This is a genomic window from Streptomyces sp. NPDC059851 (assembly GCF_042732005.1).
Taxonomy (GTDB): Bacteria; Actinomycetota; Actinomycetes; order Streptomycetales; family Streptomycetaceae; genus Streptomyces.
Genome location: NZ_JBHWJJ010000124.1, coordinates 1 through 25,975, shown reverse-complemented (window position 1 = coordinate 25,975; position 25,975 = coordinate 1). Strand labels below are relative to the sequence as shown.

At 73.9% G+C, this 25,975-nt stretch carries 27 protein-coding genes and 1 pseudogene; 15 read left to right on the top strand and 13 right to left on the bottom strand.

Annotated features, from left to right (window positions below; translation table 11 throughout):
- Positions 1 to 197 precede the first annotated feature (197 nt).
- Positions 198 to 686 carry a GNAT family N-acetyltransferase gene (locus tag ACFV7Q_RS30685; RefSeq protein ID WP_385433339.1) on the bottom strand — a complete coding sequence of 163 codons (489 nt, stop codon included), beginning with the start codon at positions 684 to 686 and terminating at the stop codon, positions 198 to 200.
- A gap of 191 nt (positions 687 to 877) precedes the next feature.
- Between ACFV7Q_RS30685 and ACFV7Q_RS30680 the strand changes: the two genes are divergently transcribed.
- Entirely contained in the window at positions 878 to 1,897 is a 1,020-nt protein-coding gene (locus ACFV7Q_RS30680) for a VOC family protein (protein WP_385433337.1), read from the top strand.
- Positions 1,894 to 2,427 (top strand): NUDIX domain-containing protein, encoded by a 534-nt coding sequence (locus tag ACFV7Q_RS30675; RefSeq protein WP_385433335.1) that lies wholly within the window; start codon positions 1,894 to 1,896, stop codon positions 2,425 to 2,427. The genes ACFV7Q_RS30680 and ACFV7Q_RS30675 overlap by 4 nt, the downstream gene beginning before the upstream one ends.
- Before the next feature lie 102 nt (positions 2,428 to 2,529).
- Here ACFV7Q_RS30675 and ACFV7Q_RS30670 read toward each other — a convergent pair whose 3' ends face one another.
- Together ACFV7Q_RS30670 and ACFV7Q_RS30665 are read right to left on the bottom strand one after the other, a co-directional pair.
- The gene (locus ACFV7Q_RS30670; RefSeq protein ID WP_385433333.1) at positions 2,530 to 3,183 is read right to left on the bottom strand and encodes a response regulator; all 654 of its coding nucleotides are present in this window, start codon (positions 3,181 to 3,183) and stop codon (positions 2,530 to 2,532) included.
- Positions 3,184 to 3,193: 10 nt separating this feature from the next.
- Positions 3,194 to 4,231 (bottom strand): sensor histidine kinase, encoded by a 1,038-nt coding sequence (locus tag ACFV7Q_RS30665; RefSeq protein ID WP_385433331.1) that lies wholly within the window; start codon positions 4,229 to 4,231, stop codon positions 3,194 to 3,196.
- Positions 4,232 to 4,397: 166 nt separating this feature from the next.
- On the opposite strand from ACFV7Q_RS30665, the gene ACFV7Q_RS30660 reads away from it, so the two are divergent.
- Positions 4,398 to 5,009 carry a hypothetical protein gene (locus ACFV7Q_RS30660; protein ID WP_385433329.1) on the top strand — a complete coding sequence of 204 codons (612 nt, stop codon included), beginning with the start codon at positions 4,398 to 4,400 and terminating at the stop codon, positions 5,007 to 5,009.
- Between the two features lie 171 nt (positions 5,010 to 5,180).
- On the opposite strand, the gene ACFV7Q_RS30655 is transcribed toward ACFV7Q_RS30660, so the two are convergent.
- Positions 5,181 to 6,353 (bottom strand): glycosyltransferase, encoded by a 1,173-nt coding sequence (locus ACFV7Q_RS30655; RefSeq protein ID WP_385433327.1) that lies wholly within the window; start codon positions 6,351 to 6,353, stop codon positions 5,181 to 5,183.
- Between the two features lie 318 nt (positions 6,354 to 6,671).
- Between ACFV7Q_RS30655 and ACFV7Q_RS30650 the strand changes: the two genes are divergently transcribed.
- Both ACFV7Q_RS30650 and ACFV7Q_RS30645 read left to right on the top strand, forming a co-directional pair.
- A complete protein-coding gene (locus ACFV7Q_RS30650; RefSeq protein WP_385433325.1) occupies positions 6,672 to 7,193 on the top strand; it encodes a hypothetical protein in 522 nt (173 codons plus the stop codon).
- Between the two features lie 104 nt (positions 7,194 to 7,297).
- A complete protein-coding gene (locus ACFV7Q_RS30645; protein ID WP_385433323.1) occupies positions 7,298 to 8,215 on the top strand; it encodes an alpha/beta hydrolase in 918 nt (305 codons plus the stop codon).
- A 106-nt stretch (positions 8,216 to 8,321) separates the two neighbouring features.
- Here ACFV7Q_RS30645 and ACFV7Q_RS30640 read toward each other — a convergent pair whose 3' ends face one another.
- Positions 8,322 to 9,011, bottom strand: coding sequence for a L,D-transpeptidase family protein (locus tag ACFV7Q_RS30640; protein WP_385433321.1), 690 nt, complete (start codon positions 9,009 to 9,011; stop codon positions 8,322 to 8,324).
- A gap of 225 nt (positions 9,012 to 9,236) precedes the next feature.
- Between ACFV7Q_RS30640 and ACFV7Q_RS30635 the strand changes: the two are divergent.
- Positions 9,237 to 9,461: pseudogene (locus ACFV7Q_RS30635) on the top strand (helix-turn-helix domain-containing protein); the annotation flags it as partial.
- Between the two features lie 170 nt (positions 9,462 to 9,631).
- Here ACFV7Q_RS30635 and ACFV7Q_RS30630 read toward each other — a convergent pair.
- Complete coding sequence (locus ACFV7Q_RS30630; RefSeq protein ID WP_385433345.1) at positions 9,632 to 9,928, bottom strand: hypothetical protein; 297 nt, start codon at positions 9,926 to 9,928, stop codon at positions 9,632 to 9,634.
- Between ACFV7Q_RS30630 and ACFV7Q_RS30625 the strand changes: the two genes are divergently transcribed.
- The gene (locus ACFV7Q_RS30625) at positions 9,912 to 10,340 is read left to right on the top strand and encodes a DUF2690 domain-containing protein (RefSeq protein WP_385433343.1); all 429 of its coding nucleotides are present in this window, start codon (positions 9,912 to 9,914) and stop codon (positions 10,338 to 10,340) included. The two genes, ACFV7Q_RS30630 and ACFV7Q_RS30625, sit on opposite strands and share 17 nt — an antisense overlap.
- A 35-nt stretch (positions 10,341 to 10,375) precedes the next feature.
- On the opposite strand, the gene ACFV7Q_RS30620 is transcribed toward ACFV7Q_RS30625, so the two are convergent.
- Positions 10,376 to 11,584 carry an amidase gene (locus tag ACFV7Q_RS30620; RefSeq protein WP_385433319.1) on the bottom strand — a complete coding sequence of 403 codons (1,209 nt, stop codon included), beginning with the start codon at positions 11,582 to 11,584 and terminating at the stop codon, positions 10,376 to 10,378.
- Between the two features lie 363 nt (positions 11,585 to 11,947).
- On the opposite strand from ACFV7Q_RS30620, the gene ACFV7Q_RS30615 reads away from it, so the two are divergent.
- From ACFV7Q_RS30615 to ACFV7Q_RS30590, 6 genes are all read left to right on the top strand, one after another.
- A complete protein-coding gene (locus tag ACFV7Q_RS30615; RefSeq protein ID WP_385433317.1) occupies positions 11,948 to 12,319 on the top strand; it encodes a hypothetical protein in 372 nt (123 codons plus the stop codon).
- A gap of 129 nt (positions 12,320 to 12,448) precedes the next feature.
- Positions 12,449 to 12,790: a hypothetical protein gene (locus ACFV7Q_RS30610; protein ID WP_385433315.1), complete on the top strand. Its 342-nt coding sequence runs from the start codon at positions 12,449 to 12,451 to the stop codon at positions 12,788 to 12,790.
- 426 nt (positions 12,791 to 13,216) lie between these two features.
- Complete coding sequence (locus ACFV7Q_RS30605) at positions 13,217 to 15,163, top strand: ATP-binding cassette domain-containing protein (protein WP_385433313.1); 1,947 nt, start codon at positions 13,217 to 13,219, stop codon at positions 15,161 to 15,163.
- A gap of 278 nt (positions 15,164 to 15,441) precedes the next feature.
- Positions 15,442 to 15,900 carry an NUDIX domain-containing protein gene (locus tag ACFV7Q_RS30600; protein WP_385433311.1) on the top strand — a complete coding sequence of 153 codons (459 nt, stop codon included), beginning with the start codon at positions 15,442 to 15,444 and terminating at the stop codon, positions 15,898 to 15,900.
- A 135-nt stretch (positions 15,901 to 16,035) separates the two neighbouring features.
- Positions 16,036 to 16,389, top strand: a complete 354-nt coding sequence (locus ACFV7Q_RS30595; protein ID WP_385433309.1) for a hypothetical protein — start codon at positions 16,036 to 16,038, stop codon at positions 16,387 to 16,389.
- A 156-nt stretch (positions 16,390 to 16,545) separates the two neighbouring features.
- Entirely contained in the window at positions 16,546 to 17,289 is a 744-nt protein-coding gene (locus ACFV7Q_RS30590) for a hypothetical protein (RefSeq protein ID WP_385433307.1), read from the top strand.
- A 148-nt stretch (positions 17,290 to 17,437) separates the two neighbouring features.
- On the opposite strand, the gene ACFV7Q_RS30585 is transcribed toward ACFV7Q_RS30590, so the two are convergent.
- Complete coding sequence (locus ACFV7Q_RS30585; RefSeq protein ID WP_385433341.1) at positions 17,438 to 18,550, bottom strand: serine hydrolase domain-containing protein; 1,113 nt, start codon at positions 18,548 to 18,550, stop codon at positions 17,438 to 17,440.
- Positions 18,551 to 18,816: 266 nt separating this feature from the next.
- A complete protein-coding gene (locus ACFV7Q_RS30580; protein WP_385433305.1) occupies positions 18,817 to 19,716 on the bottom strand; it encodes an alpha/beta hydrolase in 900 nt (299 codons plus the stop codon).
- Positions 19,717 to 19,835: 119 nt separating this feature from the next.
- On the opposite strand from ACFV7Q_RS30580, the gene ACFV7Q_RS30575 reads away from it, so the two are divergent.
- Positions 19,836 to 20,936, top strand: a complete 1,101-nt coding sequence (locus ACFV7Q_RS30575) for a PucR family transcriptional regulator (protein WP_385433303.1) — start codon at positions 19,836 to 19,838, stop codon at positions 20,934 to 20,936.
- A gap of 119 nt (positions 20,937 to 21,055) precedes the next feature.
- Complete coding sequence (locus ACFV7Q_RS30570) at positions 21,056 to 21,637, top strand: maleylpyruvate isomerase N-terminal domain-containing protein (RefSeq protein ID WP_385433301.1); 582 nt, start codon at positions 21,056 to 21,058, stop codon at positions 21,635 to 21,637.
- A gap of 312 nt (positions 21,638 to 21,949) precedes the next feature.
- Here the strand turns inward: ACFV7Q_RS30570 and ACFV7Q_RS30565 are convergent, their stop codons facing one another.
- The 4 genes from ACFV7Q_RS30565 to ACFV7Q_RS30550 form a co-directional block, all read right to left on the bottom strand.
- The gene (locus ACFV7Q_RS30565) at positions 21,950 to 22,501 is read right to left on the bottom strand and encodes a hypothetical protein (protein WP_385433299.1); all 552 of its coding nucleotides are present in this window, start codon (positions 22,499 to 22,501) and stop codon (positions 21,950 to 21,952) included.
- Positions 22,502 to 22,697: 196 nt separating this feature from the next.
- Positions 22,698 to 24,263, bottom strand: a complete 1,566-nt coding sequence (locus tag ACFV7Q_RS30560) for a type VI secretion protein (protein ID WP_385433297.1) — start codon at positions 24,261 to 24,263, stop codon at positions 22,698 to 22,700.
- Positions 24,263 to 25,789, bottom strand: coding sequence for an SCO6880 family protein (locus ACFV7Q_RS30555; protein ID WP_385433295.1), 1,527 nt, complete (start codon positions 25,787 to 25,789; stop codon positions 24,263 to 24,265). The genes ACFV7Q_RS30560 and ACFV7Q_RS30555 overlap by 1 nt, the downstream gene beginning before the upstream one ends.
- Positions 25,786 to 25,975, bottom strand: a 190-nt coding sequence (locus tag ACFV7Q_RS30550; RefSeq protein WP_385433292.1) for a hypothetical protein, incomplete at its 5' end; no start/stop codon positions are given. The genes ACFV7Q_RS30550 and ACFV7Q_RS30555, both read right to left, overlap by 4 nt.

Genomic DNA, 25,975 nt, shown 5'->3' with positions numbered 1-25,975 from the left:
CCCCGCCCGCGTCAGCCGGCCACCCGCGCCCCGACCCCGCGGCCCGCCCGGCGCCCCCGCGCGCCGCCCCCCCCCCCGCCCCCGCGCCCCCCCCCCCCCCCGGCGCCCGGGCGGCCGGCCCGCCGCGCGCGATTCGCAGCCGCGGCCCGGCCCGTCCCGGCGGCGGCCGGTCGAGCCGCGCAGCCACGCAGCCGCGATCAGATCGTGGTTGCGGCCTCCGTGCGCGCGGCGTTCGGGTGGCCCACGGCGAATCGGAGTTCCGGGCGTTCCCAGGTCACCTTCGGCGGTGACGGGGGCACCGTGCCCACCGGCTCGGCACCCAGGCGCCGGTAGAACCCTTCGGCCGGAGGGTGCGACACGACCCGGACGTGGGTGAGGCCCGCCCTTCCCGCCTGGTCGACCATGTGCTCCACGAGGAGCCGGCCGACCCCCGTCCCCTGCGCCTCGTCCGCCACGAACGCCAGGTCCAGTTCGGCCGGTTCCAGCACCAGGGCGTAGAAGCCGAGGAGCCGGCCGGCCGTGTCCACCGCCACGAAGACCCGGTGCCGGTCGACGTAGTCGGGCGTGACCCGGTAGCCGCTGATCATCGTGGCGTACTGCCCCCGGTAGGCGCTGGACCGGTGCACCAGCGCGGTGAGGGCCTCGGCGTCCTGCGCGACGGCACGCCGGATCGTCATTGACTGCATGCACCGAAGTATAGGGGCGCAATGCAGCAGCGACCATTACTCGCCCCTTACCCGTCAGGGCGCGGGGAGGTTCGAGGGCACCACCCCGCGCGGCTCCCGTCCGCGGCGCCCGCGTCACCCCGTGTCCCCCCATGTCCTCCCGCCCCGGGGCGCGTTGACCCACGGCCGGGTCCGTCCTTACGGTGACGGCCATGGGTCACGACATCGCACGCCTGCACCACGTCGGCCACATCGTCACGGACATGACGCAGGCCACCAGCCTGTACGAGCGGTTGGGCTTCCGCCTGCCCCCACCCAGTTGTCCGGCGATGCCCCGGCGTGAAGGCGCAGCGCCCGAGCCCTTCGGCGCCGCCAACACCCACGCGGACTTCCCGGGTTCCTTCCTCGAACTCGCGACCTGCGTGACCGACGGCGGCACCGCGCGCCTTCCGGCCGACGCCCGCCTCGTCCCCCTGGAGGCACCGGCCGAGGTGCTGCCCGTGCTCGTGGAGCGGATCGCCGAGACCAGTGCCGCCCTGGCGGCGTACCTGGACCGCTTCGAGGGCCTGCACATCGCGATGTTCTCCTCCCCCGCCATCGACGGGGCAGCCGCGCGACTCACCGCCGCCGGCGTGCGGCACGGCGGGGTCAACACGGTGCGGCGCGCCGCGCCCACGGGCGCGAAGGTCCCGGTGGAGACCGTCCGTTACCTGGAGATCGACGGCACCGGGCCCGGCAACGGGCCGGCCGCGGGCCACGACGGGCCGGCCGCGGTCCGCGAAGGGCGGGTGGGCGTCGTCGCGGACCTGGACCCGGACGTCCAGGGTGCCCGCCTCCTCGACCACCCCAACGGCGCCGTCGAACTCGTCGGGGCCGTCCTCTGCGTCGCCGACCCCGAACTGGCCGCGTTCCGGCAGCGCTACGGGACGTACCTGGGCCGTACGGCACGGCAGGAAGGGCCGGCCCAGGTCTTCGATCTCGAAGGCGCCGCCCTGACGCTCGTACCCGCGTCCGGTCTCGCGGCCCTCCTCCCGGGCGAGCGTCCCGCCGCGCTCCCGGCGTTCGTCGCGTACACCGTCGCCGTACGCGACCTCGCCCTCACCCGCGACCTGCTGCACCGCAACGGCTTCCCCGTGCGCGAGACACCGTCCGGGGACGTGTTCGTACCGGCCGACGCCGCTCTGGGCGCCGCCGTCGTCTTCCGCTGCGGACCCCGCAGGGTGGTCCCGTGACCGGAACCGCGATCGGGCAACGGGTCCTCGACTCGGCCATGGCGGACGCCGGCCTCGCGGTGGTGGAACTCGACGGTGCGCGCCGGTGGCTGGCGGCTGCCGGCCCGGAGACCGCGGGGCCGCTCGCGGCCGAGGTGTGGGTGTTCGACGAGACCATGTCCCGCATCCTGCTGGTGGGGCACCGATGGCGCGGGCTGGTCCCGCCCGGCGGCCGGGTCGAACCGGGGGAGACTCCCCGGGAAGCTGCGCGGCGGGAGCTCCTGGAGGAGACGGGGCTCCGGATGGAGCTGTTCCGGGAGCCGGCCCTGGCGACCGTGCGCTCCTACCGGCCGGGCGCTGCGGTGACGTTCGGGCTGTCGTACGCGGCGGTCGTCGATGCCGAGGTGCCGCTCGACGCGGAGGACGGGCAGCCCGTGACGTGGCGGAGCCTGGAGGAGGACTGGGACGGCTGCTTCTCCGGCGACCGGGAACGGATGCGCCGGCACGCGGCACGGATCGCATCCCGCTCCCGGGGCGGGAGCCGCCGCTGAACTTCCGAACGGACCACGGCCACGGCCACGGCCACGGCCACGGAGCCGCATACCCCGCCAGCGTCCCGCCGCGCCACCGCTCCGTGGGCTGGCTGAGGGGTGCTACTCCGGTGCTACGACCCCGTGTTCCCAGGCCCAGGCCGCGATCCCGACACGGTTCCGCGTCCCGAGTTTGGCCTGCACGTTGGCGAGGTGCGTCTTCGCGGTGCCCGCGCTGATGAACAGCTCGGCCCCGATCTCCGCGTTGGTGTGCCCCCGTGCCACCAGCCGCACGATCTCCAGTTCACGCTCCGTCAGCAGCCCTGCGGCGGTCGGAGGCCGGAGCGCTTTCGGTGCGGGCTGCGGCTGCGACAGGCGGCTGAGCAGGCGCACCGTGATCTGGGGGCTGATGAGCGTGTCGCCGGCCATCGCCGCCCGTACCCCCTCGATGAGGAGGGCCGGGCCGGAACGTTTCAGGAGGAATCCGCAGGCGCCGGCCCGGAGCGCCGTGTGCACGTACTCGTCCAGGTCGAAGGTGGTCACGACCAGGACCCGGGTCTGCGGGGCGAGCAGCCGGGTCACTTCCAGCCCGTCGAGGCGCGGCATGCGGATGTCGGTGAGCACGATGTCCGGGCGCAGTTCCCGGGCGCGGGCCACCGCGGCGTGCCCGTCGGCGGCTTCGCCCACAACCGTCATGTCCGGCTGGGAGTCGAGGACCAGCCGGAACCCGTTGCGGATGTCCTCTTGGTCGTCGGCTATCAGGATGCTCGTCGTCACCGCATCATGATCACCCGTGTGGGCCGGCCGGCGCCGGGAAGACGGCCGAAACACGCCAGCCGCCGGCGCCGGCCGGGCCGGCCGCGAGTGTGCCTCCTGCAGCCGCCACGCGTTCCCGCAGCCCCGCGATCCCCGTACCGCCGCCTGCGGGGCGGCGCCGGGCCAGGGGCTTGCGCAGGGGGCGCGGGGTGCGCGGGGGTGCGGTGTTGGTGACGGCCAGTTCGATGCCGTCGGGCCTGCGGCGTACGGTCACGCGTACGGTCCGGGCGCCGGGCGCGTGCCGTCGTACGTTCGTGAGTGCCTCCACCGCCACGCGGTACGCGGCGGTGTCCGCCTCCCGGGCCAGGGCCAGCGAGGCCAGGGCCTCCTCCTCGGCTTCCAGGACGCCGCCCTCGAACCGGCCGACGAGCGCGTCCAGTTCGGCGAGCCCCGGGGTGGGAGCGGCCGGACCGCCGCCCGCCTCGCGCAGGGCGTGCACGGTCCGGTCCAACGAGGCGAGAGCGCTCAGCCCCGCCGCCTCGATGCGTTCCAGGGCCCGTACGGCCTGGCGCGGGTCGCTGTCGGCGACGAACCGGGCCGCCTGGGCCTGCACCAGGATGGCGCTCACGTCGTGCGCGACGAAGTCGTGTGGGTCACGGGCCAGTTCGAGCTGCTGGTGGCGCCGCGCGTCCCGGACGGCCTGCCGGGTCTGCGATGCCTGCCGGCGCAGGTGGGCGCCCACCGCGGCCGCCCCCAGGCCGGGCACGGCCCAGAACGCCGCCGCCCCGAAGGCCTCCAGCCACGAAGCCCCCTGGTCCCGCACCAGCGGCGCCGGCCACAGTGCCACGGCGACGATCCCGAGGGCGGCGGCCGGGCTCCCGGACCGTACGGGCGACCACCGCGCGACCAGTGCGAGCAGCGGGAGGAGCACCGCCAGGCCGGCCATGGACCACGCGGCGGGAACCCGCGCGAGCGAGCCGGCCACGGACAGCACGGCGGCGCCGGCGAGCACCGGGGCGTAGAGGGATCGCACGGTCGCGGTCACGGCTACGGGTACGGGTACGGTCATGGGTCAACCCTAGGAACGGCCGCTGCGGCCGCGACATCCGCCGTTCGGCAGAGGCCCCCCGGTCAGCACGACCGACCGTTCTGCCGTTCGGCGAATGGTCCCGGGCGGACCGGCGGAAGGAGCCTTGGGGCACCGCCCACCGCGCCTACCGAACGGGATCCCGACCATGCCCACCACCACGGCGACCGCGCCCGAACCCGCGAACGCCGCCGCTGCGCTCCCGGCGAGCCCGTCGACCGGCGGCTCCCCCGCCGCATCGCTCGCCCTCGTGCCCGGTGTCTCGCGGACGGCCCGGTGGGCCGCGAAGGGCGCCGCTCTCACCCTCGTACCGACGGGGCTGTGGCGCACCGCCATCGCCTTGGGGGTGCCCTCCGGCTTCGCGGAGGGCGATCTGCTGTACGTCGGTAACTATCCCGGCCGGTACTCCTTCTACCTGATCGCGCTGAGCGTCTTCGCCGAGCTGGTCGGCTTGCTGGCCCTCGGCCTCGTCCAGCGCTGGGGGGAAGTGCTGCCGCGCTGGGTGCCGTGGCTCGGCGGTCGGCGCATCCCGCCCCTCGCTGCCGTCGTCCCCGCCGCCACGGGCGCCGTGCTGGTCACCCTGATCGCCGTTACGGGGGCGCTGGCTTGGAACGGCCCGGACAACATGGGCGGCGGGCTCACGCCGACGGGACCCGCCCGGTGGGTGATGACCGCCTGCTACGCGCCCCTGCTGCTGTGGGGACCGCTCCTGGCCGTGGCCACGGCCGCCTACTGGCGGCGCCGCCGACTCCACGGCTGATGACCGGCGGAGACGCGCGCGGGTGCCGGTGCTCAACGCCCGGGTCCGTACGCCCGCGCCCGACGCCCGACGCCGGCGCTCGGCGGCCGGCGCGAGCGCACGGACCTGGGCGAGCCGCTCGGGGCCGGCGCGGATGCCGCGCACGGCCACGACCGCTCAACGGGCCGGGTGTCAGCCGGTTGCCGCGGAGAGGAGGACGTCCACGAGCCGGTCCGCGGCGTCCGGGCGCCCGTACGCACGGGCGCGCTCCGCCATCGCCGTACGGCGTACGGGGTCGGTCAGCAGCGGGCCGACGGCGTTCTGCAGGACCGGCCCGGTGACCTCGCCGACCAGGGCGACGGCGGCCCCCGCATCGGCCAGGTGACGGGCGTTGTGCACCTGCTCGTTGCCGGCCGAGGTGGCGAGCGGCACGAACACGGCCGGCTTGCCCAGTGCGGTCAGCTCCGCCAGGGTTCCCGCGCCGGACCGGGACACCACGATGTCGGCCAGTGCCAGTACGTCCGGCAGCTCGGGCCCGACGAAGCCGGTCAGGTGGTACCGGCCCGCGAGGACCGGGTCCAGGCCCGCGGCCGCCGCGCGGAGTTCGTCCACGTTCGCCGGGCCGCACTGGTGGATCACGTTCGCGTGGCTGAGGAGCCAGGGGAGCACGTCCCGGACGACCCCGTTGATCTGCTGGGCGCCCTGTGCGCCGCCGGTGACGTAGACCGTCGGCAGGCGCCGGTCGAACCCGGCGAGGCCGAGTGCCTGTACGGCCTTGTCGCCGTGGCCGGTGAGCACCTCCGGACGGACCGGGTTGCCGGTCACGACCGCGGCGCCGCGCAGTTCGGCGGGCAGGAGTTCGAGCGAGGACTCCGAGGACAGGGCGATCCGGGTCGCCGAACCCGCCAGCTTGCGGTTGGCCAGACCGAGGCGGACGGTCTGCTCGTGCAGCACCAGCGGACGCCGGCACAGGCGGGCCGCCAGGCCGGCCGGGACGGCCACGTAGCCGCCCGTCGCGAGGACGACATCGGGCCGGAACTCCGACACGATGGACCGGGCCTGGGCGACGCCGAGCGGAACCCGCGCCATGTCCTTCACGTTGGCCGCCGACAGCATCTTCAGCGGGTTCGCGGCGCGCCGGATCTTCCCGGTGGCGACGGTCTTGAACGGAATGCCCTCCGCGGGGGCGACACGCGCTTCCAACCCGTCGGCGGCACCGATCCACAGCACGTCGAGCGTGCCGCCCGCAGCCGCGAGCCTGCCCTGCAACGTGCGGATGGCCGTCAGGGCGGGGTAAGTGTGACCGCCGGTACCTCCTCCCGTCACGAGCAAGCGGAAGGAGCGGGGGAGCAGAGGTGCATTCACGCGGCAACCCTAACCGCTGCCGCGGCCCGACCGCGATCCGCCCCGAGCGGTGCGACCGGCGGAGGGCCCGCGCGCCCGCGTGCGCGTGCCCTACGCGCCGTCGCCCGAAACTCCTGCCACCCTGCCGGTGCCGTACGGGCGTTGGCGCAACGCGGTGGTGCGGGGCGGGCTTCGGCAGATCACCGCAAGCCGAATTGCACAAAGTTCAAGAAGAGTCTTGCGCGAGCTTCGACCCCGGCCCTACAGTTCTCGACGACAGGACTTGAACTAAGTAAAAATCACCCCGGTCGCCCGCATCCCGCCGAGAAGGACATCCCGTTGAACACCACCGCCCTCGCCGCCACCCTCCAGCTCCTGCTCGCCGCCACCTTCTTCGTCATCCCGACCGTCGCCTGGATCCGCGGGGGCGCCTCCCAGGACGCCGCCGAGGCCGAGATCGACCGTCAGGGCCACAGCCCCTCGGTCCTCGCCCAGCACGGCATCGCCTTCCGCGAGAAGCCCTGGGAGCTCACCCTCGCCCTCGCCATCGGCGCCACCCTCACCGCCCTCGGCGTCCTCAACCTCGCCGGGGACCCCACCGGCCGCCTGCTCTCCTGGATCGTCGAGCCCCTCGTACTCCTCGGCGTCGGCTTCATCACCGCCGGCCAGGTCTTCGCCACCGCCTACACCCGCGCCGCCTTCGCCCGCTCCGCCGACCCCGCCCTGCACGCCGTCGACGCCGCCGCCCTCATCGCCGCCGCCAACGTCCCCTTCCCCACCTGGCTCCGCCCCCTCGTCCTGACCCGCTTCGCGCTCGCCACGGCCGGCTCCGCCCTCGTCCTGCTGCTCCTGTGGATCTGACCCTCACGGCGCCCACCCACCCCGGGCATGACCCGCTCCGGCGACGGCAGTCCCCGACTTCCTCGATAGCGTGCAGTGGGGACCCGAGCGATTGAGGAGGGCGCGTGCGATTCGCGTTGGACGCACTGTTCGCTGACGTGCCGGCGGAGCAGGTCGAGGAAGCCCGTGACTTCTACGCGTCGAGGGCGGCAGGCCGTGGCCCCAGCACGCTGGAGGAGCTGGAGGAGGCCCGAGCGAAGGGGTCCGCTCCTCGTGCCGCCGATCCGCCCGCCGTCGAAGAGACGGTCGAAGCCGCGGGAACGCGCGTCCCAGTCAGGATCTTCACTCCTACCGACGGTCCGCCGCGGGGCGTCTACCTGGACGTACACGGCGGCGGCTTCTACATGGGCTCCGCGGCGCAAAGAGACGGGCGCAACCGCGAGCTCGCGGACGCACTGCACCTCGCCGTCGTCAGCGTCGACTACCGGCTGGCCCCCGAGCACCCCTGGCCGGCGGCACCCGACGACTGCGAAGCGGCGGCGCTCTGGCTCGTCGAAGAAGCCGACGCCCGTTTCGGAACGTCCCGGCTCGCGATCGGCGGGAGCTCCGCGGGAGCCACCCTCGCCCTGGCGACCCTGCTCCGGCTGAGGGACAGAGGTGCCGTCGGCCGATTCACCGGCGCTGCACTGCAGTTCGGGACCTACGACTTGAGCGGACGGACCCCGGCCGGTCTCCGCATCGCGGACGAATACTTCATCCGGGCGTACGCCGGCCATGTGGAAGACCGCACCGTCCCCGACATCTCTCCCCTCTACGGCGTCCTGAGCGGGCTTCCCCCGACGCTGCTGATCGTCGGAAGCGCAGACGTGTTGCTGGAAGACAACCTGGCGCTGGCAGGCCGGTTGTCCGCGGCCGGCAATGACGTCGAGCTCCGGGTCTACCCCGAGTCACCCCACGGCTTCACGGGCCACCCCACGGCGATGGCCAGGACTGCGCTCAACGGCGTCGGCTCCTGGCTGCACGACCGGATCACGCGCTCGTAGGGACTGACCGGGCGGGAGCGGAGTCGGCAGCGGGCTCGGGAGCGGGCCGCCGCCCGCGTGGGACGGGGCGTTGACGGCAGCCCGCTCCGCTCCTGCCCCAGGGGCGTCAGCTGACCCGAAGGGTCAGGTCCTTCGGCCAGTGGGCCTTCTCCAGCCGGGAGAACAGGTCCTTGATGTGCTCCGGGCGCAGCTTGATGCAGCCGAGCGACTTGTAGTCCCCGTCACCGTCCCACTTCGTCTCCTCGGCGGAGCCCTGGCCGCCGGTCCTGGTCATCTCGCTGTGGATGAACAGGGCATCGCGCTTGACCGCCTTCTTCCCCCTCTCGGGGTGGCACACCTTGTCGGAGAGCTGGATGGCGTAGCCCTTGATGTCGCTGTTGCGGTTGGTCTGGTGCCCCTTCACCTGGTACGTACCGCTGGGCAGCCAGCCCCTGCCCTTGGCGCATTCGTCGGTGGATCCCAGACCGGAGCCGGCCCGGTAGGTCTTGAGCACGATGCCGTCGCGCACGAGGGACAGCGTCGAACGGTCCGGCTGGTTGCGGTTCTTGGTGAACTTCAGGGAGTACCCGCGCGGGCCGTGCTGGGCGCCGGTCGACGCGTGCGAGCCGGGGCGCGTGGCGGAGCCGCCGTTCCGGTCGCCGTCCACCGGCTGCACCGCGCCGGCCCGCACCGCCGTTCCCGCGGCCCCGGCGGCGGCCGCACCGGGAGCCGCTCCGAGGGCGACCGCCGAGAGCGTCGCGAGGGAAACCGCTGCGGTGGTGACACCACGGAAGGAGAAACGCGCTGCGTTGTTCATATCGTCATCCTTTTCTGTCGTACCGCCGTTCCAGCCGGACGGCGCCACACCGGGGCGCGGCCCGTCCAGGAGTTCGGGGCGGAGGAATTGGCCGGGAACTTCGCACCGGCTGGTCGTAACTTTGCCCCGCATTCCCGGTGCGTTCTACGCTTCCGGGGCCACCGGGCCATACGCGCATATACGCGGCCATGCGTATGGGGCCTGACCTGCTGTTTCAGGGACCGGATGAAGGAGCGTGCCATGGATGCCCAGCCGAATGCGGATGCTGTGGACGGGCGGGAGCCGGACGTTTCGGCACGCGTCCAACTCGCCCGGCTCCTGAAGAGCTGGCGCGACGCGAACAACCGCAGCCAGTCGTGGGTCGCCAAACAACTCCACACCAACCAGCCGACCGTTTCCCGATGGGAATCCGGAAGCACCCTGCCCGCGCCCGAGACGATTCGCGCGTTCCGGCGGATCTGCACCAAGGGAGGCGCCGATTCCCCACCCGGTGATCCGGAACTCGGAGAGGCCCTCGCCCTCCACCAGCGCGCAAGGGAGGAGCGGGCCCTCCCCCGGCAGCCCACGACGTCACCGGCGCACCCGAACACTCAGCTTCACCCTCACCCTCACCCTGACCCTCAGCCGCAGCCGACCCCGCTGCCGTTGCCGTTGCCGGCAGAGCCGTCGGCCGCCCGGAGGACCGGGCCGGGGGCACTCGCCGCTGCCGCGGGGGCCGTCGTACTCCTGGCGGCCGCGGTGGCATGGGCCGGCGCCCGGTACGGCGGGTCGACATCAGGAGTCCCGCCGTCGCCCTCCTCCCGGGCCCCGTCCTGGTCGTCCGCACCGGTGCCCGCGCCCCCGCAGGCCGGGGCCGGGCCGGCACCCACCGCCACGTGCACCGGCACCTCGTGCACGTCGTTGGAGCCGGCCGCCACGACCTGTGCGAACGACGCCGTCACCGCGCTCGTCGGCCACGACTACGGCATCCGCATCGAGCTGCGCTACAGCGCCCACTGCCGGGCCGCCTGGGCCAAGATGAGCGGAACCACCGCCGGCGACCGGGTCATGGTGACCCCGAAGCAGGGCAATGCGCAGGAGTACCGCCAGCAGTACGGGCACGACGCCCACACCAAGATGGTTCCGGCGTCCACCCCCGGCGACGCCCGGGCCTGCGCACTCGTCGACGACCGCGGCACCGTGTGCGCCACCGAGCCGCCGACTCAGGCGGGCAGCGGCTCCGGGGCCCGGGCCGCTGTCGCGCACCGGATGCAGGGCGCCCCGCCGGCCCGCCGGTACCGGGGACGCGCCGGCCTCAGCCCGACGGCGCCACTGCCGCCGGGCCGGTGAGCCCGGACCCGGTCCCCGGCGTGCCTTGCCGGCCCCTACAGGGGTGCCGCGGCGGCTTCGGCTGCTGCGGCGACGGCGAGCAGGTCGGCCTCCCGGCCGTGCCGGGCGACCAGTTGCAGCCCGACGGGTTCGCCCGCGGCGGTGCGGCCGGCCGGGAGACTGATGGCAGGGTGACCGCTGATGTTGAACGCCCAGGTCAGCGCCACGCTCAGGGCGTCTCCCGGCCCGTCGTGGCCGTGCGGGGCACGGGGCGTCGTCGGAGTGGCCAGGAGGTCCGCCCCGGCGAAGACGCGGTCGAGGGCGACACCGAGTGCCGCCCTGGTCCGTACGGCTCCGGCGCGTTCCGCGGCACCAGGTGCGGAATTCGGCCCGCGCAGGGCCTGCCAGCACCCGGCGGGGTCGGGCAGGCGTACCGGAACGCCTACGACTTCGACGGCCCGCGCCCCGGGCAGGGACAGGGCTTCGAGGCGGGCGCGCGCCGTCGCAGCGACCGCCGGGTCCGTCTCGGCGAACCCCAGCGTCGCCGACCAGGCCGTCCGCAACGGCCGCGCCGGGGCCGAGGGCGACGGCGGACCGGGCGCATCCGTCCCGGCGAGTGCGTGCAGGTACGCGGCGGCGTCCCGGGCGTGGCGCGCCAGGGGCCCGGCGATGTTCAGGCCCGCCCGGTCCCGCGCGGGCACCAGGCCGTTGGTCGGCTTGAGCCCGATGACCCCGCACCAGGCCGCGGGAATGCGTACGGATCCGGCCCCGTCGCTCCCGGTGGCCAACGGCACCATCCCCGCGGCGACGGCGACCGCCGACCCCGCACTCGACCCGCCCGGACTCCACTGTCGGCCCAGGGGGTTGAGCGTCACGCCGCGGGCGGTGGTCCCCCAGGTCTGCCAGTGTGTTCCCCGACCGGGGGTGGACGTGGCGCCCACGGGTACGCAGCCCGCCGCCACCAGCCGTGCGGTCTGGAGCGAGTCCAGCCCCTCGGTCCCCTTCACCGCCAGGGGCACCCCGGCCAACGGCAGCCGGGCGTGGACCGCGCCCTCCCGGATCCGACGGTCGATCAGCTCGGCGCGTTGGGCGGCCTGCCGGGGCCACAGCTCGGTGAAGGCCCGTAGCTCGCCGTCGTCCCGTGCGATCCGCGCCAGGGCTGCCGCCGCGACCTCGCGCGCCGACAGCCGGCCCGCGTTGACCGCTGCGGCGATCTCGCAGGCGGACAGCGCGGCGTAGTCACAACCGCCGGGGGCAGGCGACACGGGCTCGTCCGGGACATTCACAGCGACCTCCGCCGTCGGCGTGGTGGATGGTGGGCGTACCGGCGGCGCCGGAGCGGAGCGGACCCTTCGACGTTACCGGGCGTGGACGGCCTGCGCGCCCCTGCGCGCCCCTGCGCGCCCCTGCGCGCCCCTGCGCTCGTCGCCGGGCGAGCAGTCGAGTCGAGCCGAGTCGAGTCGGGCCCGGGGCTTCTGCGGCGGCACGCCTGCGACTCACGGGCGTGCCCGTCGCAACCGCCTCCCCCGCTTCGTTCAGCAGTCGTTGAGAAACTCGACCTAGTCTGCAAGCAGGCGGCAGGAGCCGGGGGGACAGGTGGCTCCAGAGAGGTGAGAGGGCGGCGCGGAATGGGATTCCAAGGCCAGGTGTGGCGGCTGGAGCGGCTGGAGCGGCAGCAGCCGCATCGGCACCAGGGCGAGCCGGAACGCGGTCGGGAGCTGCTGGGCGAGATCGAAATCGTGGAGTCCGACTTCCCGTGGCTACGCGGCCGCTTCACCGCGCAGCGCGCGTTCGCCGAGTTCAGGCCGTGGTTCGACGAGGCCCTCGCAGCGCTGGACGCCGAAGACTTCGAGCGGTTCGACGAGGTGTACGCATCAATGAGCCGCACCCTCATCCTCGTCTCACCCACCGGCCCCGTCGCCGAGTTCCTGCTGCACGTCCGGGGCGACGAGGCGTGGTTCCGGTGGAGCGACGGCGACGACACACCGTTCGCGTCCTGAGCTGCCGAGCGGCCCCGTTGTCCGTAGCCGGTGGCGGGCGCCCCCCGCGTCCGCCCTGCCGGCACGCCTCGCCTAGGGTGGCGCGGACGGTCCACTCCGCCCCGCACCACCGACGTCCAGGAGTCATCCATGGCGCGCTCGCTCGACGGCCTCGTCTTCGTTCCGGTGGCCGACCAGGCGCCGGGCCAAGTCGGCCTGCAGACCCGGTTCGCTTACCGCGAGCAGGACGGCCGGGTGTGGGCCGAGTACGCCGGCGGGGACGTGGTCCGGGGCTACCTGGTCGGGACGCGGGCGGGCGACCGCATCGACTTCCGCTACGTCCAGCTCCGCCTCGACGGCACCACCGCGTCAGGGCACTGCACCTCGCTCGTGACGGAGCTCCCCGACGGCCGCCTGCGCCTGGAGGAGACGTGGACCTGGGAGTCCCAGGAGGGCAGCGGCACGAGCGTGGTCGAGCAACCGCGCGACTGAGCCCGGGGGCCGAGAGCCGGGGAGCCGGGGAAGCCCCCGCCCGGCACCCCTCCGGAACCACCTGTCCCGCCCGCCCCTTGCGTCCCCGTCCCTCCCCCCACCGCACCCCGAAGCCGCGCCCGGCGCACCCCCGCAAGCGAATTCCGAAGCCCCACCCCTCCACCGACCGGTTCCGGCCAATCGCCCGCCCAGAGCTGCAGCCGGAGCCGATCGGGAGCCGTCGCTGCACGGGCGGCGGCGTCCCCGCCAGGTCGGCCGGATCCGGCTACTCCGCCCTCCGGCTTCCTGTGTACTCACTCCTCCGCTCCCCAGGCAGCACCCCGCCCCTCCCCCGCACCGGGGGTCGGGGGCTTCTTCGCCGTGCCGCCGACGCGGGCGCAACCGACTGCCCTCATCGACGAGTTGGCCGAGTTGGAGGAGGAACCCATGTTCCGGAAACCGGACCAGGCGCAGCAGCAGGAACAACCCCGAGTCCCAGCCCAAGCCCAAGCCCCAGCCCCAGCCCAAGAACCGCAGCCCGCCGCTCCCGCGCTCCCCGCACCCCCGGAGTTCACGTACACCTGGGGCCAGCACAACAAGACCATGGAGCAGCTCTCGCTCGCGCAGATGGCCCGCCGTGTCCCCGCGGCGCTCGCGCAGACCGCGCGTCTGGCCTGGGCGGTGAACCGGACCGCGTTCACCTGGCTCGTCTGCGCCCAGGTCCTCGGCGGCATCTGCACCGCCGCCGCCCTCGCGGCCGTGTCCCGGGCGATGGGCCCCCTCCTCGCGGGCGGCACCGTCGAACAGCGCCTCACCGGTGCCGCCTGGCCGCTGGCCGCCGCTGCCGCCATGACCGCCCTGGGCGCGCTCGCGTCCATCACCGCCGGCAGCGCCGCCCGGCGCCTGAACCCCGGCATGTCCACGATCGCCGACCTCGCCATGGTCGACGCGCACATGGACGTCGAGCTGTCCGCCTATGACGCCCCCGACTTCACCGAGCGCTCCGAGGCCGCCGAGACGGGGTCCGCCCGCTCCGGGATGCTGCTGCAGGACGCGCTCGGCTTCACCAGCGGCCTGATCGACATGGTCGCCGTCGCGTCCGTCCTGTCCGTCGTCCACCCCGTCCTGCTGCCGCTGCTCCTGCTGTCCGTCGTCCCCCGCGGGCTGGGCTCCGTACTCGCCGCCCGCCTCGACTACCGGCTCCACAACGAGACGATCGCCTCCCGCAACATCCGCCACATGATGCGCTGGCACCTCACCACTCCCAAGCTCGCGGACGAGCTGCGCGGCAACAGCATGCGTCCGTACGCCCACCACTGGTACGCCGCCGTCTGCGCCCGCATCGACTCCAAGATGGTCAGCTCCGCGCCCCGCTACCTGGCCGTCTACCTCACCGCCGCCGTCGTGTCGGGCCTGTTCACCGTCCTGACGTGGGCGAGCCTGGGAGCCCTGGTGATCGGCGGGTTCATGGCGATCGGGGCGGCCGGCACCGCCATCGTCGCCATGCGCACCTCCACCGCCGCCCTGTCCCAGCTCGTCGTGTACGGGGCCGCGATGTTCCAGCACGCCCTCTACCTCGGGGACTACGCCGCCTTCATCCGGCAGGCCGCCGAGCAGTCCGGGCCGCGGGGCCCGCAGGAGCTCGGCCCCCCGCAGAAGATCCGCCTGGAGGCGGCCACGTTCACCTACCCGGGCAAGGACACCCCCGCCCTCGGCCCGGTCGACCTCACCCTCAACCGCGGCGAGGTCATCGCCCTGGTCGGCGAGAACGGCGCCGGCAAGTCCACCTTCATCCGCCTCCTCACCAGTCTCACCGCCCCCACCACCGGCACCGTCTCCTGGGACGGCGTCGCGACCGCGGACGCCGACCAGCGCTCGGCCTGGCGGCACGTCGGACTCGTCACGCAGTCGTACGGGTACTGGCCCTTCACGGCCCGCGAGAACATCACCCTCGGCCAGCCCGACCCGCGCGGCGAGGACGCCGTCTGGGACGCGCTCACCGCCGTCGGAATGAAGGAGACGGTGGCGGCGTACCCCAGCGGCCTGGACACCCTCCTCGCCCGCTCCCTCTGGGGCGGCCACGAGCCTTCCGGCGGCCAGTGGCAGCGCATCGCCTGCGCCCGTGCCTTCCACCGCAAGCCCGGCCTGCTGGTCATGGACGAGCCGACCTCGGCCATGGACCCGCGCGGGGAGCACATGGTCTTCTCGGGGCTGCGGGAGATGAAGGACGACCGGATCACCGTGATCGTCACGCACCGCATGGAGAACTGCCGTCTGGCCGACCGCATCGTCGTCCTGGACGCCGGACGGATCACGGAGCAGGGCACGTACGAGGAACTCGTCCGCATGGACGGCTCCTTCGCCGAACTGGTCCGCCTCTCCCAGGACCGCTAGCCGACGCCCCGGCCCCCGCCCCGCTGCGCCGGCCCGACCGGCGCAGCGGGACTGCCGGCGCCACGGAACCGGACCGGAGCGCGCCGGGGCAGGGGCGCCGCGGCGGGGGCGCACCCGGGCGGGTGCCCACCCGGGCGGGTGCGCGCCGGGGCAGAACACGCCGCCGTACCGGATCATGTCCATGCGCCCGGCGGTACGCCCGCCGGGCACCAGCCGGGCGAGGAGGTACCGCACCGGCTGAGCTCGAACCGCAGCAACCACACGTCCAGGAGCACGCCATGACCGCCCCGTCCACCGACCGCGCCAGGGCAACGGCATCCGCCGCAGCCGTCCTCACGGACGAACGGGGCAGGGTGCTCATCGTCAACCCGGTCCACAAGGAACGGTGGAACCTGCCGGGCGGCCATCTGGAGGAGGGCGAACTCCCCACGGCGGCAGCCCGCCGCGAGGTCCGCGAGGAGCTCGGCCTCGACCTGGAGATCGGCGACCTGTTGGTCACCGCGTGGGTCACGCGGGCGGAGGGATCGCACGTGTTCTACGTCTTCGACGGCCCCCGACTGACCCCGGAACAGCAGCGGGCCATCACCCTCCAGGAAGCGGAGATCGGCGAGATCCGCTTCTGCCTGCCCGAGGACATCTCCCCGGACATGGTTCCGCCGTTCGCCCTGGCCATATGGTGCCGCGCCCTGGAGGCCCGCACCGACCGACGACCCGCCTACCTCGAACTCGCGCTGTAATCCGATCCGGCCACCACCGTTCTTCCGACGCTCCGGCGTGTGGAAAGTGCGTGGCGGCTGCGATCGGGCCGGCGTACGGTCTGGTGTTCCGGCCTGCCGCACCAGCGGTGTGGCGAGTTCAGAGAGCGATCCCCCATGACCAACCAGCGAGCAACGACGACCCTGTGGCGCCCCACCGGTCCCGAGGAGCTGGAATTGGTCCGGGAGCTGGACTGGCGTGCCTGGCCGCCCCGGCTGCCGGAGCAGCCGATCTTCTACCCGGTGCTCGACGAGGACTACGCGGTCAAGATCGCGCGGGACTGGAACGTCAAGCACAGCGGTGCCGGCTTCGTCACCCGCTTCGAGGTCGACTCGGAGTTCCTGGGCCGGTACCCGGTACAGCAGGCCGGCGGGCGGACCATCCTTGAGCTGTGGGTTCCGGCCGAGGAGCTGGACGAGTTCAACGCCCACCTCGTCGGCAGGATCGAGGTCGTCCACGAGTTCCGTTGACCCCGGGGCGGCCGTGCCGTGCCCGCCGCGCGCCGCCGGGCCGTGGGGGGCGTCTGCTGGGACGATGCCCGTGGCCGTGCGCGTACCCGTGCCGGTGCCGGCACGCACGTCAGCGCGCGTGGAAGCTATTCGGGACCACCGAGTGAGGACGGAACCATGCCCGACGACCCCGAACTGGATGTCGATGGCCTCGCAGTGCTGCGCAACAAGGTGACCATCGGCAGCTTCGACCCTTCATGGGTGCCGTTCGCCGCCCAGCTGGAGGTGAGCAACAGCACGGAGGGCGGCGCGAACAACAGCCACGCCGTGAACGCGTTCTCCAAGACGGGTGTGGCGGTCAGCGCGACCAGCGCGACCACCTACGGCGTGGTCGCGAGCGGCGGATTCAAGGCCGCCTGGTTCCGCGGCGACGTCTTGGTGGACGGAAAGCTGACCAAGAGCACCCTCGAGTTCACCATCGACCACCCGCTGGAGCCGGAGGACAAGTACCTCAGCCATGCGGCGGTCGAGAGCGACGAGATGAAGAACGTCTACGACGGTGAGGCCGTCCTGGATGGCACGGGCAGCGCCGAGATCGTCCTGCCGGACTGGTTCCAGGCGCTCAACGAGCGGTTCCGCTACCAGCTCACCGCCATCGGCCGCGCAGCCCCGCGCCTGCACGTGGCGCGCGAGCTGGAGGGCAACCGGTTCGCCATCGCCGGCGGCGAACCCGGGACGCGCGTGTGCTGGCAGGTGACGGGGGTCCGCCAGGACCCGTACGCGCGCACCAACCCGCTCGTCGTGGAAAGCGCGAAGAACGGCGACGAGCGCGGCAGGTACCGGCATCCCGAGGCGTACGGTCTCACGGCCGAGCGGCGGATCGCACCGCTGCCCGCGTACGCCGCTCCCGGGAGGGGATGAGGCCGTCCAACGGTCCGGCCGCGGCGCGCTGCAGGCGGCAGCACGGCCTTGACGACGCCGCCCGCCACCTGGACGACCTCCGCGAAGGAGTGCACCCCCACCACGACCACTGACCCTCCTCCGCGGCCGTGGGGGCGGGTGGTGGCCGTTAGGGGCGGGTGGCGGTGGCCTGCGCGGCCCGGCCCTCGGCAGCCCGGGCGCCGTCGTCGTCGCACATCGCCCGGCCGTACAGGGACTTCAGCGCTGCATCGATGGGATGGGGCTGCGGACGGCCCGCGGAGTCCAGCTCGTTCCACCGCATCATGTTGATCGCCACCGACATCTGGCGCTTGCCGTCCGCCCGGGTCAGGGACATCGCCCCGGCTCCCCACGCCGAGCCGTCGTGCCCCCAGAAGGTGGCGCAGCCCGGGACGTCGACCTCGTGCAGTCCGAGGCCGTACTGGACCGTCGATCCGTCCAGGGCGCGGACCGGGAGGGTCTGCTGCATCTGCGCGAGTGAGGACCGGCTGACGATCCTGCCGTCGAGCAGCTCGGCGTAGAAGCGGTTCAGGTCCTCCATCGTGGAGACCAGGCCGGCGCTCGGCCCGACCCAGGAGTTGGTGTAGACGCTGTAGTCCCGCGGCGGGTCGAGGAGGCCGAAGAAGGACTCGTACATGCGTGAGTGCGGGCCCCTGATGCGCGGGCCGGCCGGGAACTCGGTGTGGCGGAGGCCGGCGCGTTCGATGACGTTGCGGGTGATGTACGCCTCGGCCTTCATGCCCGTCACCCGTTCCAGGAGTTGGCCGAGGATGATGTAGTTGGTGTTGGAGTACACGCCCGTGGGGCCTCCGGGCTCGCCGGTGGGCGGCGCAGTGAGCCCCAGTTCGATCAGCTCGGCCGGGCGGAACTCCCGGAAGCGGTTCTCGTCCAGGCTCTTCGACGACATGTCCGGCAGCGACGGGAAACCCTGCAGGGACGGGAACGCGTACACGATGTAGTCGGGGATGCCGCTGGTGTGGTTGAGCAGCATCCGGACCGTGATCTTCCGGCCGCGCTCCCCGGGCACCAGGTGTGGCAGGTGGTCGCCGATCGGCGCGTCGAGCCGGATCCGCCCCTGCTCGACCTGCTGCATGACCGCGGCGGCGGTGAAGGTCTTGGCGATGCTGCCGACGCGGTGCTTCATGTCGGCCCTGACGGGACGTCCGGTCGTGACGTCGGCGACCCCGGAGGCTCCGCGCCAGGTCCGGCCGGAGTCGCGTACCTCGGCGAACACGCCCGGCATGCCGGCGCGATGGACGTCCTTCAATGCGCTCCGCAGCTTCACGGGGTCGAAGCGGCCGGCCGGGCCGCCGCCGTCGGTCGCAGGCGCGGCCGCCGTTCCGCTCGCCGCGGGGGGTACGGGGGCGGCCGTCGCCACCGTGCCCGTGCACACGCCGAGCGCAGCCACGCCCGCGCACATTGCCAGTCGGATCTTCATCACATGCGTCCTTTCCTGGTTGATGGGGACACCGGGGGCTTCTCCTCCCGCTGCTCGTCGGCTTCCGCCGCTCACGCGGCCAGGGCGCGGCGCAGGGCTCCGGCGAGTTCGGTGTTCTGCCGCTGCGAGACGTCGGCGGAGAGGATCGCCTGCGAGCCGTGGAAGGTGCCGGCCCACTGGTGCAGTTCGACCGGTACGCCCGCCTGCAGCAGCCGCAGCGCGTACGCGATGTCCTCGTCGCGGTTCGGGCAGAGCTCGGCGGTGGCGATGTACGCGGGCGGCAGGCCGGACAGGTCGGTGGCCCGGGCGGGGGCCGCGTACGGTGTGGCGGGCCGGGAGCCCAAGTAGTGCCGCCAGGCCGCGGTGGTCTTGTCGCGGGTGAACCAGGGCGTGTCGGTGAAGTTCCGGGCGGACCACGTCTGCTGCCGGTCGTCGAGCCCGGGCTGGTTGAGCAGCTGGAAGCAGATCGCCGGCCCCTGTTCGTCGCGCGCCCGCAGCGCCACCGCGGCTGCGAGCCCGCCGCCGGCGCTGTGGCCGCCGACCGCGATCCGCGCCGGGTCGATGCCGAGTTCGGCCGCGTGCTCGGCGGTCCACTGCAGTACGGCGTACGCGTCGTCCAGGGCGGCCGGGAACCGGTTCTCGGGCGACCGGCGGTAGTCCACCGAGACGACCACCGCGCCGGAGCCGTCCGCGAGCCGGGCGGCCCACGGGTGCTCGGTGTCCAGGTCGCCGAAGACGAAGCCGCCGCCGTGCAGCCAGACGACGGCGCCCTGCGACGCGCCGTGCGGCCGGTAGATGCGCACCGCCACGTCGGGGTCGGCGGGCACCGTACGGTCCTCGACGTCCATGCGCGAGGTGTCCGGCGGGGGGCTCGCGGCGACCAGCGCGGCGACCGTCTTGCGGGTGCCCTCCGGGTCGTTCAGGTCGGTCTCGGGGAGGAACGGGACGAAGGCTTCGAGTTCGGGGTCCATGACGACGATCCTCACGGCCGCGCCCCGGGGCGGTCATCCGCCAACCGTCGCGCGTCCCGTGCCGATCGCCCGCCGATCGGCGCCCCGGCCCGGACCTCCCGTCCTTCTATCCTGCTGCCATGGAGGCACTGGCCGTACGGCTGTCTGGACTGGATCCGTACGTCGACGGCGCGATGCGCATCGTCGCGTTCTACGACACCCTGATGCGCCGGCGGGTCGACCTGCCGGCGCTCGCCCGGGCCTCGGCGGGCCTCGCCGAGTGCGTGACCGGGATCCGGCTCCACGGCACGGGGCGGGCGATCCGCATCGCGCCCGACGGCAACCAGGCACCGCCGCCCGGGGCGCCACCCCCGCCGGGCCCGCCGTACCCGCCCGGGGCTGCGTCCCCGCCCGGGGCGCCGCCGTGGACCGCCGCCTCCACCACGGCGCCGATCACCCTCGACGAGGAGGAGATCGGCACGGTCTGGCTGGAACGCCCCGGCCCGCCCGGCCCCCTCGACGAGGTGCTGCTGGACCGGCTCGCCATCGCCGCCGCGGCCGCCGCCGAGCGGTACGGCCCGGCCCGCACCACCATGGCCGACCCCGCCCTCGTCGAACTGGCCATCAGCCCCGACAGCGACGAGGCGGCCCGGGCCCGGGCGTTGCGGCTCCTGGGGTTCACGGCCGGGCTGCCGGTCCATGCCGTCGCCGTACGGTCGGAGCTACCGCTCGACCAGGTCGGGGCGCTCGTCTGCGCGGGCCGCCCGGTGAAGGCGGCACCGCTCGGTGCGGTGGGGGTCGTCCTGGCCGGCCGTGTGGACCCGGCCCGGTTCCCGGCGGGCGTACGGGCGGGGATCGGCGCCGCGGACAGCCCGGACCGGTCCTGGCGGGAGGCCCGTACCGCGTTGCGCTTCACCACGGCCCGACGCCCGGTCGTCCACCACGACGAACTGGGCGCGCTGGCGCTGCTCGCCCGGATACCGGAGGAGGCCGCGCGGGAGAACGCGGACGTCGCCGCGATCGCCCGGCTCGCCGACGTGCCCGAGGACCTGGAAACCCTGGACGCGTACTGCACCGCCGGCTCCCTCCGCCAGGCCGCCGACGTCCTGCACCTCCACCACAGCAGCGTCGCCCGCCGCCTGGACCAGATCGCGAGGACCCTGGGCATCGAACTCACCGACCCGACGGGCCTCACCCGGGCGCGACTCGCGCTCACGCTGTGGCGCCTGCTCGGCAACTGAGCGAGCGAGCAACTGAGCAAGCGAGCAGGCGCCTTGTCAACGCTACGGGGCGTCCGGTTCGCCGTCCGACTAGAGCTCGCCGCCGTTCCTGCCGGCGGGGCGCGGGCTACGCTCACGACATGGGTGGCGGTGTGGACTTCCGGGACGTGGAACTGGCGCTCTCCGCCATGCGCGAGGCGCTCAACCCGTACGTCGAGGCGGACTGGTCGGTGCGGGCGGGGCCACTGGAGTGGGACTGCCGCGCGACCGCCGCCCACGTGGCCCACGATCTACTGGCGTACGCCGGTCAGGTGGCGGCCCGGCCCGCCGATGCCTACCTCCCCTTCGACCTGGTCGTCCACCCCGAAGCGGAGCCGCGCGAGGTGCTGGGCGTGGTCGCCGCATCCGGCAGCCTGCTCGTCGGCGCACTGTCGGCGGCCGACCCGCAGGTGCGGGCCTGGCACTGGGGCCCCTGCGACCCGGCGGGCTTCGCCGCGATGGGCGTCGCCGAGGTCCTGCTGCACACCCACGACATCGCCGAGGGCCTGGGCGTTCCGTGGCTGCCCCCGGCCCGGCCGTGTGCCGCGGTCCTGCAACGCCTCTTCCCGGAAGCCCCGTCCGGCGACCCGGCCCGGGTCCTGCTCTGGTGCACGGGCCGCGGCGAACTCGGAGGCCGGCCCCGGCTGACCTCGTGGCGCTGGCGATCAGCCCTGTCCGACTGACGGCGCCCTCGCCTCGTCAGCGTCGGGTCGGGTTGCCCGGCCCGGCCAGGATGACCCGGCCACGAGGCTCCGCAGCATCCCCACAGCAAGAAGGCCCCGGTCTCCCTTGGGAGGCCGGGGCCTTGATCGAGCGCTGGGCAGGCCTTGCACCTGCATCCCCCCACAGGAAGTGGGGTGCCTTTCCTTGGACCACCAACGCCAGTCCCACAGCCGTTCGTCCCGGCCGCGAGCTCAAGATCAAGCATACGGCATCCGGCCGACTGCATCCAGCCAGGAGCCCGACACCTGGTTCCGCGCGGTGGCTGCGGCTGCTCAGGGCCGCCAGCGGGGGGCGTCGTCGTCGGGGGTGTCCGGGCTGGCGAAGTGGAACGGGACCGAGAGGTGGGCGGCCAAGGCGCTGCCCGCACGCTCGGCGGCTACGGCGGCAGGGTGGCGCGGGTTGCCGTCCCCGGCCGTCCCGAGGTACCGCTCGGCCGTGGAACGGTAGACGGTGGCCAGCTCCGCCTCCTCCACCGGGTCGGCGGTGACGGCCAACAACCGCACGAACCAGTCATGGACGGTGTCGCCGTCCCAGACCGCCTCGATCACCAGGATGCGGCCGGCGCACCCGGCAGCCCGGTGGGCCAGGGACTCCAGGTCCAGGGGGCTCTCCGGGCTGCGGGCGATCCGGTCTCCGTAATGGACGTAACGGTCGTCGGCGATCAGTTGGGCGGTGCCGACCCCGATGCCGTGGGAAACGAGGCCGACGTCCACGATGACGCGCACGGCCCCGAGGAAGGCGTCCTGGAGGACGTAGCCGTCGATCTCCTCGCGGATCCCCGCCGGCAGGCCGTTCCACCATTCGGCCCTGGCTGCCTTGTTCATGACCATCCCGAAGCCCCCCGTCCCCTTGGCGGTCCTCCCGGGGAGGCCCGCACTCCACTGTACGCATGGCAGCACGGGCATCCAGCTAGACCCGGCAGCAGGACGGACGGAACCGCCGCCGGGGACGGCCGCACCGGCCCCGTACGCCGCCAGCAGCTGCTGCCGTCCAGGCCGCGCCGGGCCGCGCCCGGCCGCGTCAGACCACCATCCTCTCGTCGGTCTCGAACAGCCGCTCCTCGGTGCGGGAGAGGACGAGCTGGACGGCGTGGGATCCGCCGCCTCGGCCGACCTTCCACAGGGCACGCCCGCGCTGGCCCGCCCCCCAGGAGCCGATCAGCCCGCATTCGGAGTCGGTCAGGCCGATGGCCTCGCGCGTCATCTGCAAGGGCCGGGTGTCTTGGGCGAGTTGGATGCGGGTCTCGCAGGAGGCGATCAGGTCGCGGGCGATCGCGACGGCTTCCGAGCCGGCCGCGCCGACCGACTCGAAGTCCGACAGGCGGTGGGTCGCCAGCACCTGGATGGTGCCGGTGGCCCGGGACAGGCGCAGGTCGGCGTCGATCTTCTTGACCATCGTCGCCCCGCCGGAGCGCATCTGCCGCCACAGTTCGTCCCGTACGACGATCCACGGGCGCTGCCCGGGCTGGTCGATGGCGGACTGGGCCCACGTGGACACGCAGGACAGGACCATGGCGACGGTTTCGTCGCCGTATTCCTGCAGGGCGGAGATGTCGACGGACTGGATGGGCGCGTCCCAGTCCAGGCCGATCGAGGTCTCCTCGTCGAAGAGACCGCCGAGGTGGCCGCTGACCATGGCGCCGAGCGCGGAGCGGATGGAGGCCATGGCCTCCCGGGCCCGCTGGATGTCGCCGTCGCGGATGCGCAGCTCGCGGGCCATGGCGTCGGTGGGGTCGCGCAGCCGGTCGTAGACGAGCGGGAGGGTGGGGACGGCCAGGCGGGTGGCGCCCGCACCGTGCAGCTCGCCGGTGACCTCCCGGACGGCGACGTCCAGGGCTTCTTCCTCCTGCGGGTCCAGGGTCCGCCGCAGCTGCAGCTCCAACAGGGCCTTCAGCAGCGTCAGTCGGCGCCGGTGGATTTCCGTGAGCCGTCCCCTCAGCTCGGCCGGGTCCTCCACCAGGTCCAGGCCCGCGCCGAGGGGGCCGGCGTCGAGGGGGTTGAGGCGGCCGGGCAGGCCGGGCCCGAGGCGTACGGGCTCCACGCCCAGGTGCTCGCACAGCGCCGCGTACTCGCCCTTCACGTCGCCGGCGATCAGGGTGCGGTGCCCGAACGCCATCAGCCGCAGGGCCAGGGCCTTGACGTGTGCGGACTTGCCCGAGCCGGGAATGCCGGTGATCATGACGTTCGGGTTGGTGCACAGGCCCTCCTTCACCCACACCGCGGGGTGCGCGCTGAACGCCTGCATCGTCAACGTGTTCTGGCCGATGTAGGCCCCCATCGGCGGCAGGCTGCCGGCGTGCAGGAACGGGTACAGCCCTGCGACATTGGCGGTGTCCGCGCGGACGACTTCCCCGCGGGGCAGGGCTGCGGCCCGACCGGCGAACGGCTGGGTCCAACCCTTGCGCGGCGCGACCCGCATCGACGTCTCGGGATCCTCCAGGAGGCGGGCGCGGCGCATCTGGCGCGCGGTGGGCTGCGCCGGCACCGGTGCGGGCGGCCGCTCGGCGAGGCCGGCGGCCTCGTCCATGCCCATGGCCTCCAGCAGGGTGTCGCCGACGGGGCGGCGGCGGGAGAACGGGCGGCCCATCAGAACCCCGTCCGCCGGTCGGGCAGGCCCTGGCCGAGCGGCAGGGCGCCGGTGGCGAAGCCGGTGTCCTGGGCGCCCCACATGCGGCGGACCTCCAGCCCGGAGGCCGCCGCGTCGGCCTGCAGCTCGGCGCAGGCCGTCTCCATCTCGTCGAAGTCGGTGACGGTGACGGTCAGGACGGCGGTCATGCGGACGACGCCCTGGCCCGCGGCGCGGGCGGCGTCCTGGGCGCGGGCGACGGATTCCTCACGGCGTTCGTCCTCGCTCTCGTCCCGGCCGGTCTTGGCCCGCAGGTGCCGGGCGGAGGACCGCTTGGCCTTGTCACGGGCCAGTTCCTGGCGGGCCCGGCGCGGGCCGATCGGCTCGTAGAGCATGGTCAGCGACCGGCGGGCGTTCTGCCGGGGCCGCAACAGCGGCTGCAGCACGGTCGCGTACACGTCGGACTGCGGCCACGTACGGACCTGGTACGACACCGACCACGCCCCGTCGTGCCGGTACGCGCCCCACGCCGTCTCGGCCGCGGCGGGGCCGGCCAGGTCGGGGTCGAGGCCCGGGCCGGTCCCCGACCAGCCGGGCAGCTCGGCGGCGGCATTGCGGGTGGCGAGCATCTGCTGCGCCTCCGGGTCGTACGCGGTTCGTACGGTCTGGGCGACCATGCGGGGCGACAGCCACTCGACGACCTGCAGGCTCGCGGTGGCCAGTGCCTGCCCCATCGCGTGGAGTTCGCGGACCAGGACGGCGGCGGCACCGGTCTGCCCGCCACCGGCACCCTTGACGGCCAGGCGGGCCCGGGAGGCGGAGAGGGTGACCGTCAGGTACGTCTCGCGGGCGGTCGCGGCCGGTCCGGCGCTGTCCATGAGCTCCGACAGGACGGTGACGGCGGCGTCCGGGGCGTCCGCGCTGATGTGCCGGGAGGTCCAGCCGGCCAGGGCGGCGCCGTCGTCGGGCAGGCACCGCTGGTGGACGGCGATACGGGTCAGCGGCGAGTCCTCGGTGCAGTACGTACGCAGGAACGCCGCCCACGCCGCGACCCGGGCGGCCTGCTGGTCGGTGTCGACGAGGGCGAGGCCGGGGAAAGTGATGCGGGCGATCGCGCTGTACGTTCCGGCGACGGGGTCGTGGACGACGCCGAGCTGCCCACCGAGCCCGTCGGGGGCGTCGAGGATGCGCAGACGGGCCAGGGTGCCGGGCAGGTCCATCGGCTGGCGGCCGGTCTTCGACGAGCGGGGCGCGAAGGCGCCGGAGAAGAACAGATTGCGTCGGGTAGCCACGGAAATCTGGTGCCTTACTGCGAGGGAGATCCATTCGTCGGCGCTGAGCCCCATGACCCGCCCGAAGGCGAGGGCCAGCAGGGACAGCGACAGGGGCAGGCACAGGAAGGCGCTCTGCCAGCCGACGTTGAAGGGCAGGGTCGCGATCAGTGCGGCCGCGGCCACCATGGCGAAGCCGGGGCCGGACAGGCGGCCCATGAAGCCGGTGGTCTCCGACTGCCACCCGGAGTAGGAAACGGGCTGTGACACGGTCATTCCTTGGGGGCGGGGGCGGGGGCGGGGGCGGGGGTGTGGGTGTGGGTGGGGGCGGGGGTGTGGGTGGGGACGGTCACGGGGCCGTGCGGGTGCGGGTGCGGGGGCGGCGGGGTCCCGATCGGTGCGGGGGTGGGCTGTCGACGCGGCGGGACCACCACGTGCCGGCCGCCCGCGACTCCTTGGTCG

What these genes read in the sequence shown, in the direction of transcription:
- ACFV7Q_RS30685 (WP_385433339.1), bottom strand. Translation starts at nt 686, where the DNA reads ATGCAGTCAATGACGATCCGGCGTGCCGTCGCGCAGGACGCCGAGGCC.
- ACFV7Q_RS30680 (WP_385433337.1), top strand. Translation starts at nt 878, where the DNA reads ATGGGTCACGACATCGCACGCCTGCACCACGTCGGCCACATCGTCACG.
- ACFV7Q_RS30665 (WP_385433331.1), bottom strand. Translation starts at nt 4,231, where the DNA reads ATGACCGTACCCGTACCCGTAGCCGTGACCGCGACCGTGCGATCCCTC.
- ACFV7Q_RS30660 (WP_385433329.1), top strand. Translation starts at nt 4,398, where the DNA reads ATGCCCACCACCACGGCGACCGCGCCCGAACCCGCGAACGCCGCCGCT.
- ACFV7Q_RS30640 (WP_385433321.1), bottom strand. Translation starts at nt 9,011, where the DNA reads ATGAACAACGCAGCGCGTTTCTCCTTCCGTGGTGTCACCACCGCAGCG.
- ACFV7Q_RS30615 (WP_385433317.1), top strand. Translation starts at nt 11,948, where the DNA reads ATGGGATTCCAAGGCCAGGTGTGGCGGCTGGAGCGGCTGGAGCGGCAG.
- ACFV7Q_RS30610 (WP_385433315.1), top strand. Translation starts at nt 12,449, where the DNA reads ATGGCGCGCTCGCTCGACGGCCTCGTCTTCGTTCCGGTGGCCGACCAG.
- ACFV7Q_RS30605 (WP_385433313.1), top strand. Translation starts at nt 13,217, where the DNA reads ATGTTCCGGAAACCGGACCAGGCGCAGCAGCAGGAACAACCCCGAGTC.
- ACFV7Q_RS30600 (WP_385433311.1), top strand. Translation starts at nt 15,442, where the DNA reads ATGACCGCCCCGTCCACCGACCGCGCCAGGGCAACGGCATCCGCCGCA.
- ACFV7Q_RS30595 (WP_385433309.1), top strand. Translation starts at nt 16,036, where the DNA reads ATGACCAACCAGCGAGCAACGACGACCCTGTGGCGCCCCACCGGTCCC.
- ACFV7Q_RS30590 (WP_385433307.1), top strand. Translation starts at nt 16,546, where the DNA reads ATGCCCGACGACCCCGAACTGGATGTCGATGGCCTCGCAGTGCTGCGC.
- ACFV7Q_RS30585 (WP_385433341.1), bottom strand. Translation starts at nt 18,550, where the DNA reads ATGCCGGGCGTGTTCGCCGAGGTACGCGACTCCGGCCGGACCTGGCGC.
- ACFV7Q_RS30580 (WP_385433305.1), bottom strand. Translation starts at nt 19,716, where the DNA reads ATGGACCCCGAACTCGAAGCCTTCGTCCCGTTCCTCCCCGAGACCGAC.
- ACFV7Q_RS30575 (WP_385433303.1), top strand. Translation starts at nt 19,836, where the DNA reads ATGGAGGCACTGGCCGTACGGCTGTCTGGACTGGATCCGTACGTCGAC.
- ACFV7Q_RS30570 (WP_385433301.1), top strand. Translation starts at nt 21,056, where the DNA reads ATGGGTGGCGGTGTGGACTTCCGGGACGTGGAACTGGCGCTCTCCGCC.
- ACFV7Q_RS30565 (WP_385433299.1), bottom strand. Translation starts at nt 22,501, where the DNA reads ATGAACAAGGCAGCCAGGGCCGAATGGTGGAACGGCCTGCCGGCGGGG.
- ACFV7Q_RS30560 (WP_385433297.1), bottom strand. Translation starts at nt 24,263, where the DNA reads ATGGGCCGCCCGTTCTCCCGCCGCCGCCCCGTCGGCGACACCCTGCTG.
- ACFV7Q_RS30555 (WP_385433295.1), bottom strand. Translation starts at nt 25,789, where the DNA reads ATGACCGTGTCACAGCCCGTTTCCTACTCCGGGTGGCAGTCGGAGACC.